The following is a 19,118-nucleotide window of genomic DNA, read 5'->3' as shown; positions in this document are numbered from 1 at the left end:
AGAGCATGACACCTGTATTGATAGTACAGCTTGATATCTTTTTTCTTTTGTAAATTTGTGCATGCATTTTTCGTCTAAACTATTGGAACAAGCTGTGGAGGAGTTTGGAAAGTTGCCTGGTGTGGGCAAAAAAACCGCTCTACGCTTAGTGCTACATCTACTCAAACAATCTAAGGAAGACGTTAGCCGTTTTTCGAATGCGTTTACGCAGCTCAAAGAGCATATCAAATATTGCAAGCAATGTTTTAATATTTCTGATACAGATATTTGCGAAATTTGCCAGTCACCGAAACGGGATCGCGCTACCATTTGTGTCGTAGAAGACACGCGCGATGTCATGGCCATCGAGAATACAAATCAATACCAAGGTGTGTATCATGTATTGGGAGGATTGATCTCCCCGATGGATGGCGTAGGACCCGCAGATTTACGAATCGATGGATTGATAGATCGTGTACGTAAAGGCGATATTAAAGAAGTTATTTTAGCGCTCAGCGCTACGATGGAAGGCGACACGACTATTTTTTACCTTTACCGTAAGTTGCAAGAGTATGCAATAGAAGTATCTACCATTGCTCGAGGAATTGCTTTTGGAGGTGAACTAGAATATGTCGATGAAGTAACATTAGGGCGATCAATCATGACGCGCATTCCTTACGAACGGAAGGTCGGTTAGGAAGAAAATTCTACATATGGATTAAAAGGCGTTGAACATGTATGTTCAGCGCCTTTTAATATTAACTCCACATTTTCTGATCTTCGGGCAAGCTCGGATCAACCGTATAATGTTGTGCTAGATAGCGTTTGTTGCCGCTTTTCTTATCGAAATAGTAATCTATTCTGCCAAGATTAACACCGCCGTAACCCATTTGATTTACCAGCGTGATCTCTCCATCTAGATTTTTAACTTCCGTAGGTTTGTCCAAAAAAGTATGTGTATGGCCGCCAATAATTAGATCTATTCCACGTGTCTGTGAAGCCATTACGAGATCCGAAACCTGATCCGTCTGATAGTGATAGCCAATATGAGAGAGGCAGATCACGATATCGCAATGTTCTTCGATACGCAATTTTTTGCTGAGTCGGTTTGCAACTGGTATTGGTTCTAAATAGTTGACTCCCTTGTGGTTATTAGGATCAACCATGCCATCGAGCTTAATACCTACCGCAAAAATTCCTATTCTTAATCCAGATTTTTCCAATACTAAGTATTCCTTGGTTTTTCCTGCCAAGACAGTGTTACTAAAATCGTAATTGGAGGTTATAAACGGAAAATTAGCTTTGTCAAAGTGTTTTAGTAGACCATTCAAACCATTGTCAAATTCATGATTTCCAAAAGTGCCAGCGTCATAACCCATTTTAGACATAAGTTCGAGTTCCACCTTCCCATCGAATAGATTAAAGTAAGGTGTGCCTTGAAACATATCTCCAGCATCCAAAAGTAGCACATTGTTTTCCTCATTCCGAATTTTTTTAAGGAGCGTACTTCTTCTGGCAACGCTCCTAAACCCTGCAGTCGCGAACCATCCATCGGGAAGGGCTCAATACGACTGTGCACATCGTTAGTATGAAGTATAGTCAGTTTTATTTCCTGCCGTGGTCTACCTTGAGCAAAACCTTGCAACCCACCTAAACCTGCCAATGCGCCAACAGTGCTGACTTTCTTAATGAAACTACGTCTATTGTACAATGATAATTCTTTCATCACGTCGTGCGTCAACTTGTTTACCTTTTTTAGTTAAACCTTCTATGTATGCGATCAATCCTTCACGCACACGGGTTTGCGTATCTACGCGTTGGATAGGAGCCGAGATACCTTCAATATTATCGCCGCCGTTGGCGAGATAGTCATAAGTGACCAATTTATAGGTTTTATTTTTGTCTACAAGATTTCCCTGAATCCGCATCGCGATGAGCTTTTGATCTTTAATCGTTACGGACATGCCTGCTACTGGCTGCCCGTCTGTCTTCGCAATAAATTGACCGAGCTCCAGTAAATCTTCACCGGTAAGTGTAAGTACAGTCAGGTAATTTTCAAATGGCATTAATTCAAAAACTTTACCAACCTGGATATCTCCAGCAGGAATATCTACTCTTATACCAAATTTTGTACCCAGCGAACAGGAAACTTCATGATCCAATTGCTGACCAAGAGCCAGCAAAGCATCAGCAAAAAAATTACCACCTAAGCTTTGCCCGTCGTTGGGTGAGCGAGGCAACATCTGCGCTGCCTGACCGATCACAGTATCCATTTGAGCTTTTAAGCGTTGCTTATAAGGAGCTATGTAGTTTATTAAACTTGAATCGGGTGCAATCTGCTGATCGATTACTAGTTTGCTGGATTGATAGTCGTGCTTTTGCCAGTACTTCGTCTTACAAGCGCTGAATGCTAATAAGAGAGATGCAATACAAACAAGGACAGATCTGGACGAAAGATGGATCATATTGTTTCGAAGATTCGTCCGCAAAATTATTAAGAAATATCTAAATGGCGAATGCATGCCATATTATTTTTACGATAACTTGAAATGAAGTACTACTGAACTAGAAGATTGCAACCGCGAACATCGCTATGGTCAAATCGGCCTAGAATTTCGAATCGGCCATCTTCATGTAGCTTGCCCAGATCCTGCGTAGCAATAAAAGCACAGGAGTATAGATTAGCCAAATCTATGATGTTGACCGCGCCGGTTTGGCTATTTTGTAATAGCGTCAGTGGGTCATTGGTGTCTCGCATTACGACTTTCATCCACGGGGGTGTCTGAAAAAGACCATCTTGTTTTGCGTACGCTTGACTTAATAATTCGGTCATCCCATATTCTGAATGCACATGTGAAACGCCAAAACCTTGTTGTAATAGGGAATGTAATTCCGTTCTTATTAATTCACGTCGGCGCCCTTTCATTCCACCAGTTTCCATTACCACCAATTCGGGAAAGTCGATCGGAAAAGAATCTATAAAGTCCAGTAATGCGTACGTTACGCCAAAAAGCATGGTTTTAACGCCGTTTCTTTTTAGCGTGCTAAGTGTCTCAGCTAAGGATTGATAGTTAGATAAAAAATAGCCGCTTTGCGGAACATGACTTTGAGAAATAAGATCGTCGACCATGTAAATCAACGATGATCCTTCTCGTTCTTGATAGGAGGGTAGTAAGGCGAGAATTGCGATTTCGGCTGGGTTTCCATAAAATTGCTGGAAAGCCGCATTATAGCTTCGTTCGTAAATCTCTAAATCCGCGACCAAATGTTTGCTAGTGACAGATCCTGTAGTACCTGAGCTTTGAAAGATGATTTGAGAATCTGCTTTTCCGGCAATTATCGTTTGTGTTTTAAAGAACTCAATGGGTAGAAATGGGATATCTTTATAATGATAGACATCATGAACATTTCTACCCAGATAGTTTAAATATTGTTTGTATACAGGAACATGCTTTGCTTGAAAGCGAAAAATCTCTAATGCGAGTGCATTGAAGGCTTCATCGTCACCGATAGTGAATATGGCGTTCGCTTCTGGCGGCATAATACCTGTACTATAACATGCCGCCGTCTACTGCCAAAACTTGGCCGTTGACGTAACTTGAAAGGTCTGAAGCTAAGAACAAACAAGCGTTTGCTACTTCTTCTGTTTCGCCAGCACGCTTCATCGGAATGCCCGATTCCCACGCAGTGATCACTTTTTCATCTAAAATATCTGTCATTTCGGTGCGGATGAATCCAGGCGCAATGACGTTAGTGCGGATATTACGCGAGCCTAATTCTTTAGCGATAGATCTCGAAAAACCGATGATACCAGCTTTGGAGGCTGCATAGTTCGATTGGCCAGCATTTCCTTGTATACCGACTACCGAGCTCATGTTGATAATCGATCCTTTTCTGCTTTTCATCATTACTTTGGTAGCCGCCTTTGTAATGTTGAAGACAGATTTCAGGTTGATATCGATCACGTCGTCCCAAGCTTCTTCGCTCATGCGCATTAACAAAGCATCTTTGGTGATACCGGCATTATTTACAACGATATCCAACGCACCAAAATCCGTCATGATATCTTCAATCAATTGTTCTGATTCGTCGAATTTAGAAGCGTCAGAACGATAACCTTTGATTTGCGTTCCATACTCTTGGAGCGCAGTTTCTAATGCTTGTCCTTTCTCTACCGAAGAAAGGTAGGTGAACGCTACGTTGGCTCCGTGCTGAGCGAATACCTCGGCAATTTTGCGACCTATTCCTTTCGAAGCGCCAGTAATCAATGCGGTTTTACCTGCAAGTAGTTTCATTTGTAATGTTGTTAGTTTTTTTGTCTTGCAAACTTTAAACGCTAGAAGCTGTTGAAAATTGCAGGTGCAAAAATGTTAAATAATTGTTGTAATCGCAACTTGGTATAAATATAGATGCTATTTGGTCTTTATATGATCATGCGTCATAAGGTTTAAAAGTTAGCATAATTATAGGCAAGTTATTGAGAAATCATTATAATTAATGAAACATTTGTGACAAAATGATTCGCAAAATCTTGCCTCAAATGTTAAATTTGCATCACACTTAATTAAGATGGGTAAAAAGACAACAAAGACAGAAGTAGACGTTGTGTTGATAGGTGCAGGTATCATGAGTGCCACCCTAGGAACATTGATACATGAGCTAAGTCCCGATATTACCATAGAGATTCTAGAGCGGTTAGACACTGTTGCATCCGAAAGTTCTGACGCTTGGAATAATGCCGGTACTGGACACTCTGCTCTATGTGAACTTAATTATACACCACAGCGTCCGGATGGATCGGTGGATATTAGCAAAGCGATTTCTATTGCAGAGCAATATGAAATATCCAAACAGTTTTGGTCTTATTTAGTAGAGCATGATGTGATCAAAAACCCGGAAGAATTTATTCGGAAAGTGCCACACATGTCAGCTGTTTTCGGAGATAAAGACGTTGAATTTCTAAAAAAACGTTATGATGCCTTAACTCAGCATCATCTATTTAAAGGAATGGAATTTTCGGAAGAAAAGTCAGTATTGACCGATTGGATTCCTTTGATGATGAAAGAACGTGGAGGTGATGAAGCAATAGCGGCCACCAAAATGGATATTGGTACAGATGTAAATTTTGGTACACTGACACGCGATTTGATCTCGTATTTAGATGTAAAGGAAAATATTAATCTGGCCACTAGTAACGAAGTTAAAGATATTGATCGATTGCCAGATGGCAGATGGCAAGTAGAAACTAAGGATCTGAAAACTGGTGAACGAAAAAATATTCAAGCAAAATTTGTGTTTATTGGTGCTGGCGGCCATTCATTGTTGTTGCTAGAAAAATCTGGTATTCCAGAATCCAAAGGATATGGCGGTTTTCCGGTTGGAGGGCAATGGTTGCGTTGTACCAATGAAGCTGTGATAGCACAGCATCATGCAAAGGTTTATGGGAAAGCTTCCGTTGGAGCGCCACCAATGTCGGTTCCTCACTTAGATACAAGATACATCGATGGCAAACGCGCTTTGCTTTTTGGTCCATATGCAGGATTTTCGACGAAGTTCTTGAAGAAGGGTTCTTATTTTGATCTACCAGCTTCTATCAAATTGTCTAACATTCGCCCGATGCTTTCGGCCGGATTGGATAATCTTCCGTTAACCAAATACCTCATCACCGAAGTGATGAAGAAACCGAAAGATAAATTGGATGCTTTGAAGCAATTCATGCCTACGGCAAAAATGGAAGATTGGGAGATCGAAAAGGCCGGTCAACGCGTACAAGTAATCAAGAAACATCCCGTACATGGTGGTATTTTGGAGTTTGGTACTGAAGTTGTTTCCAGCGCGGATGGTTCTATTGCCGCGCTTTTGGGTGCATCTCCTGGCGCGTCTACTTCGGTAGCAGTAATGATTAATTTGCTGAAAAGGTGTTTTCCAGATCGTGCAAAGGCGGATTCATATAGAACAAAATTACGTACGATGATTCCTTCGTGGGGCAAAAATCTAAACGATGATGCCGAGCTTTGCGCTTCGACAAGAAAATGGACTCACGACGTATTGAAGTTGAATTAACTAATTTGATATTCTCATAAAAGAGCCTGCTAGTCAGGCTCTTTTTCTATTCCTTCTGCATGGATATCGCAAACTTCACAACGTTACTGGCACAAGCATTCGCGCAAACATCTTGGCTGGAGCGACTATCTGTGCTATTTGGCATCTGCCAAGTACTACTTTCTAAAAATAATAAGATTGCTAACTATCCAGTAGGTATAATCGGAATTGTATTTGGGATGGTTGCGTTATATGGTGCAAAGCTTTACGCTGAAATTTTGCTCAATGTTTATTATTTAATCATGAGTGCCTATGGCTGGTGGTACTGGACGGGTAATCGAATACAAACTGAGCAACCGATCAGCAACACAAGTCGAAAAGAATGGTATATTGTATTAGCCATTGTGCTCGGAGGTTTTGCTATGTTGTATTTTGCGCTGCGATCATTTACTGATTCTGATGTGCCTTTATGGGATGCTTGGGTTTCATCAACAGCGTGGGCAGGCATGTGGCTTTTGGCGCGACGAAAACTGGAAAATTGGCTTTTGTTAAACCTTAGCAATCTATTTGCGATCCCGTTGCTCGTGCACAAAGAGCTTTACTTATTTGCACTACTTACTGCATTTCTATTTATTGTTGCATTTGTTGGTTTCGCCAAGTGGCGTCGCATCATGAAAATTCAGTCTACTAATGCTTAGCCAAGATATAATTAACCTTATCCAAGAATCTCAACTTTCTGCTGCTAAAGCCGGCGTATTACCTGATGCTATACTTAGTGAAGTTGCGAAAAATCGTTGGTTCGACCTTTGGGTGCCGAAGGAATACGGCGGATTGCAAAAAGCTCTGGTCGAAGGCTGTCAATTACTAGAATCATTGGCTTATTGGGATGGCTCTCTCGGTTGGACAGTTACATTGTGTGCCGGTGCAAATATGTTTGCTGGATTTATTGATTCTGATACGGCAAATACTTTGTTCAGTAACGGCGCTATGTGTTTTGGTGGCAGTGGTCGTGCCTCGGGCAAAGCGATCAAAGTTCCTAATGGTTATCGTATTACAGGCAGATGGTCTTATGCGACTGGCGCACCACATCTTACCCACTTCACCTGCAATGCAGTCGTAATTGCGGATGCGCATCAATCTTTTTCGAAATCAGAGTTGGTTAAGTCCTTTTTTATACCGCGGGAGCACGTGCTGATCGATCCAGATTGGCAAACCTTTGGTCTAGAAGCGACAGCCAGTCATAGTTTTACCGTACACGATGTTTTTGTTGGAGTAGAGAATAGTTTTGATCTAGATCCCACATGTGCAACACATCCTGGCGTGTTGTATCAATATCCATTTCAGCCTTTTGCAGAATGTACTTTGTTTGTCAATTATTTGGGTATGTACAATCGCTACATGGATTTAGTGCAAAAGAATTTTTATCTACGGAGCAAAAATCCAGATTGGCAACAGCAATATGGCAAATTATTTTTTAAACAATTGGACGCAGCGCAAGAGTTTGCTGCTCATGTGCGATTACAATTTTATGCTTTAGTGGAAGAAAGTTGGGATAAACTACAAAGTAATCGGGAAGAATGTAATGAAGATCTCTACAAAAACATCCATAAACTCGCGACGGAAAGTTTGCGATTGATGCGAACACAACTTCTTGATCTACATGTGAAATGTGGTATTGAAGCGGCGCAAAGTAGTTCGGAACTAAATATGGTTTTTCGTAACTTTTTTACAGCTACGCAGCACGCCATCCTTCAGTCCTAAACAAAAAAAACTTAAACCAACGGTTTAAGCATACAGATTTGTTATTACTGGAGGAAGTTTAAAATACTAATCCTCCAGCGGATTCAAATCATCTCCATCGTACAACCACTCCATGGGTTGAACTGCTTCTTGAAATTCTAGCTCTTCGTCTTTAATCATGATAATCAATTTTAATTTATTTAAATATAGCTATTCTATGTTTAGTAATTAGGTGGGTTGTGTTATTTTATTGTTAAGCGATTTACTTGTTAATATGTGATATTAATCCTTAGGTTTGATGACTTGCACCATGCGATCACTGAAACTTGTGATGTCAGATTTAAGACCAACCATTACCGTCAAAACATTAACCGGATTTCCTTGAATATTTCTGAAATGATGCATATAATCCAGCTCAAGCCCTAAATAGAATCCTCGAAACTTGTAGTCAGATCCAAATCCTAATTTAAATGCTGGCGAAAAGCTGTACAACTTTTCCATGCGCGAGCGAGTATTTCCCAGATCACTGATGCGTGATTCTACATCCATCGCAAAGGCGGGCCCTGCATACGCGTACGAATTCAACCGATTTACCTGCTTGCGAATACCGCCAGCGAGACTGAGTGCATAAATTGTCGCTTGCCCGTTTTCCAACGTACGATTATAATTCTCATCTGTCTCTAATTGATTATAATTGAAACCGAGGGTAAATAGCGTAGGTATTAGAAAGTACTTGGGATTGCGCAGCGCAATATCTAATCCAATACTGCGAGAAAATGCTTGAGAAGACAGCGCTTCTCTCGACTTGCCTATCGGAAATGCTAGACCAGTCCCGCCAAAATAATAAATCTTATTATAATGCAAAGTATCAGGTCCTGTATAGTACATAGTAGTAGTATCAGCGTTCTCCTGCGCATTAAGCTGCATTGTTGATAATACAGCGAATAGTAGTATAATAAATCTTTTCATGAAAATCTGCTTTCATAGCAGATAACATTCAATAGCAGATTAAAGTTTTAGTTAAATAGATAATTTTAAAATTAGCTGTAGTCTAAAGTCTGACCCTGTAACGATTACCAGCTTGCGATACTTGATCGCGTATCTACAAAAATGATCTAGATTGTGGCCCTTGATTGAAAAGCAAATCAATGATGCTTAGGTGAGGTACAAAACCTGTCTTCTCTTCGAACACTTGATAATAAGGATTAGCAACGGGCAAAATATCCTTTTTTCTAGGTGTCGCTTCCGTACGCCAATCTATTTCTGACTCAATATGTTTTACATAGCTTTCGGACATGGAAATATCACGTTTGATTTTTAGTAAACGAAGCAACAGCTCCAGTTGCTCCAGATGAAAATCCAACAAATACGTAAATTCCTTCTTATAAAATGGCAAAAAGTCATCCTCGTAATATTCGAAGTAGGCAGAACTACGGTAAGCAGTTTGTATACTGAGCCAGTGCAGCCGTTGCCATGGATGGTCGTAATTAATCCGAATATCTTTGACAGCAACATGATCTTTCTTACCATGTACGATGGGGATGATCAGATCCAATTTTCCATTCGCCGTACCGATTTGAGTACGGGTGCGGTAGGTCTGTTTTGGGAAATGCTCGTGTTGCTCGATACAAATGCTGCCCTTGTGCTGATAAATGGCCTGAAAATAAGATACATTCGGCAGGTAAAAGGCGGGCAATAGTAATTGTTCTGTCATCGCAATAAATATCCAGTGTCAAGATGGGACAAAAGTAAGTTTATTTAAGGATATTTGCAGCTTATCTAGCAATGTCTTAATGAAAGAAAGATTACTGACGTACATACTATACGCTATTTCCTTGCTTCCATTTTGGGTGCTTTACCGCATTTCTGATCTACTGTTTGTACTGATCTATTACGTGTTTGGCTACCGCAAGAAAGTTGTGTTGGAAAATCTGCGCAATTCATTTCCTGAAAAAACGGAGATTGAAATTCACCAGATTGCTCGTCGTTTTTTTCGGCATTTGCCCGATATTATCGTCGAAACAGTGAAGGGCAGGAGCATTTCGCGTAAACAAGTACTTGAGCGAGTAGAATTGCTCAATCCAGAAGAAGTATACCAGCATTTTGAACAGGGGCGCGGAGTTATGGGCGTTACCGCGCACTACGCAAATTGGGAACTGGGAATTCATCGCCTATCCCTCATGACCGAATTTCCGCGTTTAGTAATATACAAACCGCTATCCGATAAATCCTTTGGCGCCGTGTTGAATGCCATCCGGAGTCGTTTTGGTGCTACGTTAGTGCCTACAAAACAAATCTTACGACATTTGGTAAAACTAAAAAATAAACCACATATATCGATGTTTGTCGCAGATCAGACACCTGGCTATCAAGATTCTGATTATTATATGGATTTTTTGGGGCAAGATACACTTGTATTTACGGGCACTGAGCGCATCGCCAAAGCAATGGATGTAGCTGTAGTATTTTGCGAAATACGTAGAAAAGAGAAACGAGGGCATTATTCGTGTAAATTCACTACTTTGGTAAAGCATCCAAAAGAATGTACTGATAGGGAGATTATTCATCAACACACCGCGTTTACTGAGCAAATTATACGCGATGAACCCGCGTATTGGTTATGGTCACACCGTCGGTGGAAAAGAAAACGGAGACAATAAATGACAACGAATTATCCTAAAGTTGCTGTCGTAATACTAAATTGGAATGGTAGATATTTTCTAGAGAAATTTCTACCGTCGGTATTTAATAGCACTTACCCAAATCTTAGTTTTGTATTGGGTGATAATGCGTCTTCAGATGATTCGGTGTCTTTTGTAGCCGATAATTATCCAACGATTGAGATCGTACAAAATGACACCAACAAAGGTTTTGCAGGCGGTTATAATGCCGTGCTGGAGCAAGTAGAAGCCGATTATTTTGTGCTGCTCAATTCGGATGTCGAAGTGACCGACAACTGGATTGAACCGATCATCGCTTTGCTCGAAAGCAATCCAGATATGGCAGCTGCACAGCCAAAAATTCGCGCTGTACATGATCGTACAAAATTCGAACATGCTGGTGCTTCTGGCGGATTTATTGATGCTTATGGCTATCCCTTTTGTCGTGGGCGAATCTTGTCGCACACTGAAGAAGACAGCGGGCAGTATGATGATCAGATCGATATCTTTTGGGCTACTGGTGCAGCATTATTTATCAAATCAAAAGCTTGGCGATCTGCGGGTGGATTCGATGCCGATTTCTTTGCACATATGGAAGAGATCGATCTATGTTGGCGATTGAAAAGAATGGGATATCGGATTGCGGTATGTCCAAGCGCTGTGGTGTACCACGTCGGAGGCGGTACGCTAAACGCGAGTAATCCCAGAAAAACTTTTCTGAACTTTCGTAATAATTTGATGATGTTGCAGAAAAACTTACCATTTTTATCCGCCTGCTATGTCATCTTTATCCGGTTGTGGTTAGATTTATTGGCCTTGTTACAGTTTTTGGCCAAAGGTAAGTGGGGAGATGCGTGGGCAGTAAGCCGCGCACACCAAGAATTCTTTTGGTATTTCTTTCGAACTGCCTCCAAGCGCAAAAATATTACCGGCCCATTTTTGCCACAAGGACGGTATAATAAGCTCCTGATTTTTGCATTTTTTGTTAAAGGAATAAAGAAATTTTCGGGTTTACCCAGCAACGACTTCGTTCGGTAGAATTCCTATTTATTTCGTAATTTCGTCGTCTATGTCGATGGATGTGAAACAACGGATTGCGGAGCTGACTGCAACGCTAAACGAATACAACTACCAATATTATGTATTGGCTAATTCGCAAATTTCTGACTTTGATTTCGATCAGAAGCTGGCCGAATTGAGCCGACTAGAAGAAGCGCATCCCGAATTTCTGGATCCAAACTCACCCACACAAAAAGTTGGAGGAGACATTACCAGCAAATTTGAGACAGTACCTCATCGTTGGCCAATGATGTCTCTGGGCAATACCTACAATGAGCAAGAATTGAAGGAATTCGCGCGCGCGTGCGAAAAGCAGTTGGCGACGAGGTTTCATACGTCTGCGAGCTCAAATTTGATGGTTTATCGATCTCCATTACCTACGAAAATGGGCAAATGTTGCGCGCGGTGACTCGTGGCGACGGACTAAAAGGCGATAATGTAACCGAAAATGTGAAAACAATACGTCGGGTACCGCATCGTGTAAATGCCCAAGATTATCCCGAATCGTTTGAAATCAGAGGAGAAATATTAATGCACAAATCGGCATTTCTACGCCTCAACAAAGAGCGCGAAGAAAAAGGAGAGATGACTTATGCCAATCCGCGAAATTTTGCTGCAGGTACCATCAAGCTGCAAGATCCCAAAGAGGTAGCTAAGCGTCCATTAGATTGTTTCCTATACTTTTTATACGCTGAAAATCGGAGCAAATTATTCGATACGCATTGGGATAGTCTTAATGCCGCAAAAGCTTGGGGATTTCATGTTTCTGAGCATTCTAAATTATGCCATTCAATCGATGAAGTATTAAATTTTATTCATTATTGGGACACGGAAAGGCATAATTTAACTTATGATATCGATGGCATAGTTATTAAAGTAAATGACTATGCTATGCAAGAGGAATTGGGCTTCACTGCCAAATCGCCACGCTGGGCAATTTCTTATAAATATCAAGCTGAAAGAGCAGAGACCGTGCTTAAGCACGTAAGCTATCAGGTCGGACGTACAGGGGCAGTGACGCCAGTAGCTAACTTGAAACCTGTTTTATTAGCTGGCACCACAGTAAAGCGTGCCTCATTACACAATGCCAACGAAATCCAACGATTGGATTTGCATGAGGGTGATACTGTTTATGTGGAGAAAGGAGGTGAGATCATTCCTAAGATCATGGGCGTCAATATTGACAAGCGTTTGTCGGGATCCAAAGCAATTCATTATCCTACGCATTGTCCCGAATGCAATACGCAACTGGTAAGACAAGAAGGAGAGGCAGTGCACTACTGTCCCAATCACGCCACGTGTCGTCCGCAGATCGTAGGTGGAATGCAGCATTTCATCGGACGCAAAATGATGGATATTCAAGGCTTAGGGAACGAAACAGTGGAGGCTCTGTACAACAAAGGTCTGGTAGCCAAAATCTCGGACTTGTATTCCTTGGCCGATCGTGCCGAAGACTTGCTCGGTATGGAGCGATTCGGGCAGAAATCGATCGATAATATGTTGCAGGGATTAAAGGAATCGTGCGCAAAGCCTTTTGAAAAAGTACTATTTGCCTTAGGTATTCGCCACGTTGGTGAAACTGTTGCCCGCAAGCTCGCTCAGCATTTTAAATCGATTGATCAGCTGGCACACGCTTCAGTAGAAGATATAGCCGCCGTTCCGGATATTGGCGAGCGCATTGCAGATAGTGTCTTCATTTATCTGCATACGCAAGCGAATCTGGAAGAAGTAGAGCGCTTGAAAAAGGCCGGACTTCAATTTGTGGTCGAGGAAAAAGAAGTTGTGCTCGCAGGAGATCATTTATCTGGCAAAACTTTCTTAATTTCGGGCGTCTTTGCAGACCATAGTCGCGAAGAACTAACGTCGATCATTGAATCGCACGGCGGTAGAATGTTGAGTAGCATTTCTGCCAAGTTGGATTACTTGGTGGCAGGCGATAAGATGGGCCCAGCTAAATTGGCTAAGGCCGAAAAATTAAAAGTTCCGATTATTTCGGATCAGGAATTGTTTCAAATAATTAATCAGTAATAACAGTATATACAGATAATGAGAGAATTACATGGAGCGGGAGTCGCATTAGTGACACCATTTCACAACGACGGATCGATTGACTTTGAATCATTAGCAAAGTTGATCGAACATCAGATAGCGGGCGGAATGGATTATCTGGTTTCTTTGGGTACCACAGGAGAAGTGGCAACATTAAGCAAAGAAGAGAAATACGCCGTTTGGGAATTTACAGCCAAGCAGGTTGCCGGACGTGTGGCTTTAGTAGCTGGTATCGGAGGTAATAATACTGCCGAAGTAGCAGCAGCTATTGCTAGCTTTGAGGTTTCGGGTTATTGTGCTATTCTTTCCGTTTCTCCTTACTATAGTAAACCCACGCAAGAAGGTATTTACCAACATTATAAAGCGATTGCCGAAGCAAGTAAGTTGCCCATTATTCTATACAATGTACCGTCTAGAACAGGCAGTAGCATTTCGCCAGCCACCACTGTACGATTGGCAAAGGATTTTGACAATATTGTGGCCACGAAAGAAGCATCTGGTAGTTTCGCACAATTCAGCGAAATTATGCGCGACAAACCTAACGATTTCTTACTCATCTCTGGCGATGACCCGATTACCCTTCCGATGATGGCATTGGGTGCAGTCGGGTTAATATCCGTCGTTGCAAACGCTTATCCAAAGCAAGTAGCAGACATTGTACATGCTTGTGCAGCGGGTAATTATGATCATGTGCGAGCTACTCATAATAGCTTATTAGATATTACGGATCTGTGCTTTGTGGATGCTAATCCCTGCGGCGTGAAATATATATTGCAGGAGATGAACATCGGTACGGACTATGTTCGTTTGCCATTGGTACCGGCACGAGCCGAGACTAAAGAAGCGATCAAACGCACGATGACTACCTTAGCATAGTAAAACAAATGCCTATCACTAATCTAATGGTAGGCATTTGTTTTGTGTAAAATTAAAAGTGTTAATTTAACACTTTTAATTTTTTTTATTACCTTTCGAGCAGCAATTACATTTAATATTCTACTAACCAAATATATCTATGCTAAATTTTTCAGACCATCCCCATACCCGACTTAATATTCTGACGGGTGAAAAGGTGTTGGTATCTCCACATCGGAGCAAGCGCCCGTGGCAAGGACAAGTCGAAGATCTTGTAGTAGAGCAGCGCCCAGCTTATGATCCAAACTGCTATCTCTGTCCTAGTAACAAAAGGGCAGATGGTACAGTAAACCCCGATTACGGAGATAGTTTTGTATTTGTTAACGATTTTTCAGCCTTGCTGCAAGATACGCCAGCGGGTCAGTACAATGATTCTGGTTTATTGCAGGCCGAGAGCGAGCGCGGTATTTGTAAAGTCATCGCATTTAGCCCACGCCATGATCTAACATTGCCGGAAATGGATCAAAAAGCAATTGAAGCGGTGGTCGATTTGTGGCAACAAGAATTTGAGGATCTAGCCAAAAAAGATTGGATCAAGTACATTCAGATTTTTGAGAATAAAGGTGCGATCATGGGCTGTAGCAATCCCCATCCGCATGGACAAATCTGGGCGCAAGGCAATGTACCGGTCGAGGTGCAGAAAGAAGATGCGCGGCAACAAGACTATTACGCCAAGCATAGAAAATCACTGCTATCAGACTACATCGATCTAGAATTGCAGAAAAAAGAGCGGATCATTATTGATAATTTACATTTCGTAGCGGTTGTACCCTTTTGGGCAGCCTGGCCATTCGAAACGATGATCGTAAGTAAGCGGCATGTCAGCGATATTTCGCAATTCACCACCGAGGAGAAAGCAGATTTAGCTAAGACGTTGCAAGAGTTGACGATTCGGTACGACAACCTCTTTAGCACTTCTTTTCCATATTCGGCCGGCATGCATCAGGCACCGGTTAACGACGGCGATCAATCGCATTGGCACTGGCACATGCATTTTTATCCTCCATTACTGCGCTCAGCTACGGTCAAGAAATTCATGGTTGGCTACGAGATGATGGCGAATCCGCAGCGTGATATCACGCCCGAATTTGCAGCCGATCAATTAAAAAAACAAGCTAACATACATTATAAAACGCGTAAAGATGGGTAAGAGCAATACATTAAAGGAAAGATATCAAGCGCAGTTTGGCGGTGAGCCAGATTTGATGGCCAAATCACCGGGACGGATTAACCTGATTGGCGAGCATACCGATTATAATGAAGGGTTTGTATTGCCTACTGCGATCGACAAAGCAATTTATGTGGCAGTAGCGGCACGTGATGACGATAAGATTGTGTTATACGCCGAAGATTTTTCAGAGTATTTCGAATCTACTGTAGATACAGTTAGCCCGTCCGATAAAGGCTGGCCAAATTATATCTTAGGCGTGGTCGATCAATTGCGTAAATTAAATTTAGTTGTCAAAGGATTTAACCTGTATGTGGATGGTGATGTGCCTTTAGGTGCGGGTTTGTCGTCTTCGGCCGCGGTAGAGTGCGCGACCGGATTTGCCTTGAATGAGCTTTTTCATTTTGGCCTAAGCCGACAAGAAATAGCGAAAATCGGTCAAATGGCCGAGCACACCTTTGCTGGAGTGAAATGCGGTATTATGGATCAATTTGCTTCGGTATTAAGCAAAGAAGATTTTGTAATCAAGTTGGATTGCCGTTCGCTCGAATATGAACATGTACCTTTGCTTTTGGGAGACTATGAGTTGGTACTTTTCAATACCAATGTCAAGCATTCTTTAGCATCGTCTGCTTACAATGATCGAAGAAATTCCTGCGAACAAGGCGTGGCTTGGTTGCAAGAAGTATATCCCGAAGTGCTTAGCTTGCGCGATGCGACATTGGAAATGCTGGAAGCGGTGGTAAAACCGAAAGACGAGGAAGTATTTACCAAATGTAAATATGTGGTAGAAGAAAATATGCGCGTAGAGCTTGCTTGTGAAGCATTGAAATCGGGCGATATCGAGGAGATGGGCCGCCAAATGTTCGTAGCACATGATGCGATTAGTAAAGATTATGAGGTGAGCTGTGCCGAGCTCGATTTTTTAGTGGAATATATGAGAAACCAACCCGAAGCGGTAGGAGCGAGGATGATGGGTGGTGGTTTTGGCGGTTGTACGATCAATATTGTGCAGAAAGGACACGCGGAGCGTATTGCTAAGCAAGTAGCACCAGCGTACAAAGAAGCTTTCGGCTTGGAGCTAGAGCCGATCTTTGTGGCAGCTTCCGGCGGATCAACTTTGTTAGGTTAACCCGAAGCCTTCATACGAAATAATCGCGCCGATCAGTTGATCGGCCGCGCTCGTTTTTATTAAGTTGATGTGATTTTACTGGTTTAATGTGAATTTGGCGACTTGTGTATCGCGTGAGTTGGTACCCACAAACACTTCAAATTCTCCAGGCTCTGCAACCCAATGCAATTCCTGATTAAAGAATTTAAGATCTTCCTCTTGCAGGGTGAAGGAAATTTTCTTCGTTTCTCCCTTCTTGATGAGTACCTTTTCAAATTTTTTCAATTCCTTCACCGGTCGTGTGACCGAACCGACTAGATCACGAATGTACAATTGTACGACTTCTTCGCCGTCCCAATTACCGGAGTTGGTAACATCTATCTGCACCTCAATCTTACCGTCTGCCGTCATGCTGGTAGCAGAAAGTTGCGGCTGGCCGTAATCAAATTGGGTATAACTCAAGCCAAATCCAAAAGGATACAAAGGTTCGTTGTCAACGTCAATATAATTCGAACGGAACTTTTCAAACCACTGACCCTTTGCCAGCGGACGTCCTGTATTTTTGTGTGCATAATACAAAGGTAGCTGGCCGACGTGCTTTGGAAAACTAGCCGGCAGCTTACCCGAAGGGTTCACATCGCCAAATAAGACATCCGCTACTGCTTTGCCGGTTTCCGATCCACCAAACCAAACGTTTAAGATCGCCGGTACGGATTCGCTCTCGCCAACAATCGTCATTGGGCGACCGGCGAATAGTACTAACACCACCGGTTTGCCGGTAGCCAATAATTTTTTCAATAAGCGCTGTTGAATTGCAGGAATACCAATATCAACGCGACTGGAACTTTCACCAGACATTTCTGAGGCTTCGCCTAAGGCAGCAACAATAACATCTACATCGCTCGTGGCCGCTATTGCTTCTGCCAAGATTGCTTCTTCATCACGCTCATCGCGAGGGATCGTTCGGCCAAACATGGTTGCGCGCTCCTGATAAGCCGCATCTTCGAGTAGATTAGAACCCAGATGAGTAATGATTTCTACTTTATTGCCCAATGCAGCACGCATTCCTTCTACTAAAGAAGGCGTATTGGCGTGGTCAGCACTTACGCTCCAAGTTCCCGGCATATTGCTACCCGTGTTGGCCAGTGGACCAATGACCGCTACTTTACCTTGCTTTTTCAAAGGCAAGAGTTGGTTTTCATTTTTCAGTAAGACAAAGGATTTCGTGGCTGCTTCACGCGCTTTTTGCAAATGTGCTGGGGTATATATGTCCGTCTTCGCGCGTTTTGAATCGGTATTTTTGTAAGGATCGTCAAACAATCCGAGGCGATATTTTGCTTCCAAAACGGCACGACAAGCTGCATCAATACGTTCTTGCTTTACTTTGCCTTCTTGCACGGATTTCTCCAGCGTCGTTAAAAATCCTTCGCCGACCATGTCCATATCCATGCCAGCATTCAACGACAGCTTTGATACTTCTTGCAAATCACCCAATCCATGTTCTACCAATTCATTGACTCCGGTATAATCGGATACTACCAATCCTTTAAAACCCCAATCCTGGCGCAATACATCTGTCAACAGCCATTTATTTGCACTGGCTGGGACGCCATTGATGTCATTAAAAGAAACCATTACGGATCCTACGCCAGCATCCACTGCTGCTTTGTACGGTGGGAAATATTCGTTATACATGCGATGCAAACTCATATCCGTTGTGTTGTAATCGCGACCACTTTCTGCCGCACCGTACAAAGCAAAATGCTTCACACAGGCAAGCATCGCATCTTTCGCACGCAGATCATCCGATTGTAGTCCGCGTACCATCGCTGCCGCAATCAAACTTCCTAAATAGGGATCTTCACCACTTCCTTCGGAAATACGTCCCCAACGCGCATCACGACTAATGTCTACCATCGGCGAGAATGCCCAGTGGATACCATCTGCTGTAGCTTCCTTCGCAGCTATACGTGCCGTTTGCTGTATCAAATCCAAATCCCAAGAAGCCGCTAAACCTAAAGGGATAGGGAAGGCAGTACGATAACCGTGGATCACATCCATGCCGAAAATAATCGGAATTTTCAAACGCGATTGCTTCATCGCAATTTCCTGTGCACGACGGGTTTTCTCTGGTGTGCTCAGGCTGAATATACCGCCAATTTTTCCTTCAGCAATTTTTTGTTCCACTCCTGTAGATACCACCGAGCCGGTTACTGCCTCTCCGGCAGTAACCAAATTGAGTTGGCCAATCTTCTCCTGCAACGTCATCTTAGACATCAAATCGTCTAAGAATTGGTTCATTTTGCGATCGTTTTGCTGTGCCTGCGCTAGGAAGGGTAGCGCTAAAGCACATATTATTAATCCAAATTTACTTCTGTTCATATTGTACATTCTT

Annotated in this window: 16 protein-coding genes and 2 pseudogenes; 10 read left to right on the top strand and 8 right to left on the bottom strand. The window is 42.4% G+C overall.

All coding sequences use genetic code 11. From position 1 onward, the window contains the following. The first annotated feature begins 61 nt into the window (after window positions 1-61). On the top strand, window positions 62-676 hold the full coding sequence (gene recR, locus A0125_RS03390; RefSeq protein WP_066752059.1) for a recombination mediator RecR: 615 nt from the start codon (window positions 62-64) through the stop codon (window positions 674-676). A gap of 61 nt (window positions 677-737) precedes the next feature. Here recR and A0125_RS03385 read toward each other — a convergent pair whose 3' ends face one another. From A0125_RS03385 to fabG, 5 genes and pseudogenes are all read right to left on the bottom strand, one after another. Then, window positions 738-1,448 carry a bifunctional metallophosphatase/5'-nucleotidase gene (locus A0125_RS03385; protein ID WP_231863098.1) on the bottom strand — a complete coding sequence of 237 codons (711 nt, stop codon included), beginning with the start codon at window positions 1,446-1,448 and terminating at the stop codon, window positions 738-740. Window positions 1,449-1,651: 203 nt separating this feature from the next. Next, window positions 1,652-1,705 (bottom strand): annotated as a pseudogene (locus A0125_RS16030) (hypothetical protein); the annotation flags it as partial. Next, window positions 1,680-2,444: a 5'-nucleotidase C-terminal domain-containing protein gene (locus A0125_RS03380; protein WP_066752056.1), complete on the bottom strand. Its 765-nt coding sequence runs from the start codon at window positions 2,442-2,444 to the stop codon at window positions 1,680-1,682. The gene A0125_RS03380 and the pseudogene A0125_RS16030, both read right to left, overlap by 26 nt. A 92-nt stretch (window positions 2,445-2,536) precedes the next feature. Then, a complete protein-coding gene (locus A0125_RS03375) occupies window positions 2,537-3,520 on the bottom strand; it encodes an acyl transferase (protein ID WP_066752054.1) in 984 nt (327 codons plus the stop codon). A 10-nt stretch (window positions 3,521-3,530) separates the two neighbouring features. Continuing rightward, window positions 3,531-4,274: a 3-oxoacyl-[acyl-carrier-protein] reductase gene (gene fabG / locus A0125_RS03370; RefSeq protein WP_066752051.1), complete on the bottom strand. Its 744-nt coding sequence runs from the start codon at window positions 4,272-4,274 to the stop codon at window positions 3,531-3,533. 274 nt (window positions 4,275-4,548) lie between these two features. On the opposite strand from fabG, the gene A0125_RS03365 reads away from it, so the two are divergent. The 3 genes from A0125_RS03365 to A0125_RS03355 are packed head-to-tail and all read left to right on the top strand — an operon-like array spanning window position 4,549 to window position 7,782. Beyond that, window positions 4,549-6,042 (top strand): malate:quinone oxidoreductase, encoded by a 1,494-nt coding sequence (locus A0125_RS03365; protein WP_066752049.1) that lies wholly within the window; start codon window positions 4,549-4,551, stop codon window positions 6,040-6,042. 59 nt (window positions 6,043-6,101) lie between these two features. Then, window positions 6,102-6,719 (top strand): nicotinamide riboside transporter PnuC, encoded by a 618-nt coding sequence (gene pnuC, locus A0125_RS03360; protein WP_066752047.1) that lies wholly within the window; start codon window positions 6,102-6,104, stop codon window positions 6,717-6,719. Next, complete coding sequence (locus tag A0125_RS03355; protein ID WP_066752044.1) at window positions 6,712-7,782, top strand: acyl-CoA dehydrogenase family protein; 1,071 nt, start codon at window positions 6,712-6,714, stop codon at window positions 7,780-7,782. Before pnuC ends, A0125_RS03355 begins: the two co-directional genes overlap by 8 nt. 261 nt (window positions 7,783-8,043) lie before the next feature. Here A0125_RS03355 and A0125_RS03350 read toward each other — a convergent pair whose 3' ends face one another. Continuing rightward, on the bottom strand, window positions 8,044-8,730 hold the full coding sequence (locus A0125_RS03350; RefSeq protein ID WP_082784869.1) for a hypothetical protein: 687 nt from the start codon (window positions 8,728-8,730) through the stop codon (window positions 8,044-8,046). A 133-nt stretch (window positions 8,731-8,863) separates the two neighbouring features. Beyond that, complete coding sequence (locus A0125_RS03345) at window positions 8,864-9,475, bottom strand: WbqC family protein (RefSeq protein WP_066752040.1); 612 nt, start codon at window positions 9,473-9,475, stop codon at window positions 8,864-8,866. 79 nt (window positions 9,476-9,554) lie between these two features. Here A0125_RS03345 and A0125_RS03340 point away from each other — a divergent pair, with 79 nt between their 5' ends. From A0125_RS03340 to galK, 6 genes and pseudogenes are all read left to right on the top strand, one after another. Further along, complete coding sequence (locus tag A0125_RS03340) at window positions 9,555-10,421, top strand: lysophospholipid acyltransferase family protein (RefSeq protein WP_066752037.1); 867 nt, start codon at window positions 9,555-9,557, stop codon at window positions 10,419-10,421. After that, window positions 10,422-11,459 carry a glycosyltransferase family 2 protein gene (locus A0125_RS03335; protein WP_066752034.1) on the top strand — a complete coding sequence of 346 codons (1,038 nt, stop codon included), beginning with the start codon at window positions 10,422-10,424 and terminating at the stop codon, window positions 11,457-11,459. 31 nt (window positions 11,460-11,490) lie between these two features. Then, window positions 11,491-13,508 (top strand): annotated as a pseudogene (gene ligA, locus A0125_RS03330) (NAD-dependent DNA ligase LigA). A gap of 18 nt (window positions 13,509-13,526) precedes the next feature. Continuing rightward, window positions 13,527-14,405: a 4-hydroxy-tetrahydrodipicolinate synthase gene (gene dapA / locus A0125_RS03325; protein WP_066752031.1), complete on the top strand. Its 879-nt coding sequence runs from the start codon at window positions 13,527-13,529 to the stop codon at window positions 14,403-14,405. 139 nt (window positions 14,406-14,544) lie between these two features. Then, entirely contained in the window at window positions 14,545-15,594 is a 1,050-nt protein-coding gene (locus A0125_RS03320; RefSeq protein ID WP_082784868.1) for a UDP-glucose--hexose-1-phosphate uridylyltransferase, read from the top strand. Then, window positions 15,587-16,744, top strand: a complete 1,158-nt coding sequence (gene galK / locus A0125_RS03315; protein WP_066752028.1) for a galactokinase — start codon at window positions 15,587-15,589, stop codon at window positions 16,742-16,744. Before A0125_RS03320 ends, galK begins: the two co-directional genes overlap by 8 nt. 75 nt (window positions 16,745-16,819) lie before the next feature. Here galK and bglX read toward each other — a convergent pair whose 3' ends face one another. Further along, on the bottom strand, window positions 16,820-19,105 hold the full coding sequence (bglX, locus tag A0125_RS03310; protein ID WP_066752730.1) for a beta-glucosidase BglX: 2,286 nt from the start codon (window positions 19,103-19,105) through the stop codon (window positions 16,820-16,822). Window positions 19,106-19,118: the final 13 nt, after the last annotated feature.

The sequence above is a fragment of the Sphingobacterium populi genome, from assembly GCF_001586775.1.
GTDB classification, from domain to species: domain Bacteria; phylum Bacteroidota; class Bacteroidia; order Sphingobacteriales; family Sphingobacteriaceae; genus Sphingobacterium; species Sphingobacterium populi.
This window is presented reverse-complemented; position numbering and strand designations above follow the sequence as displayed.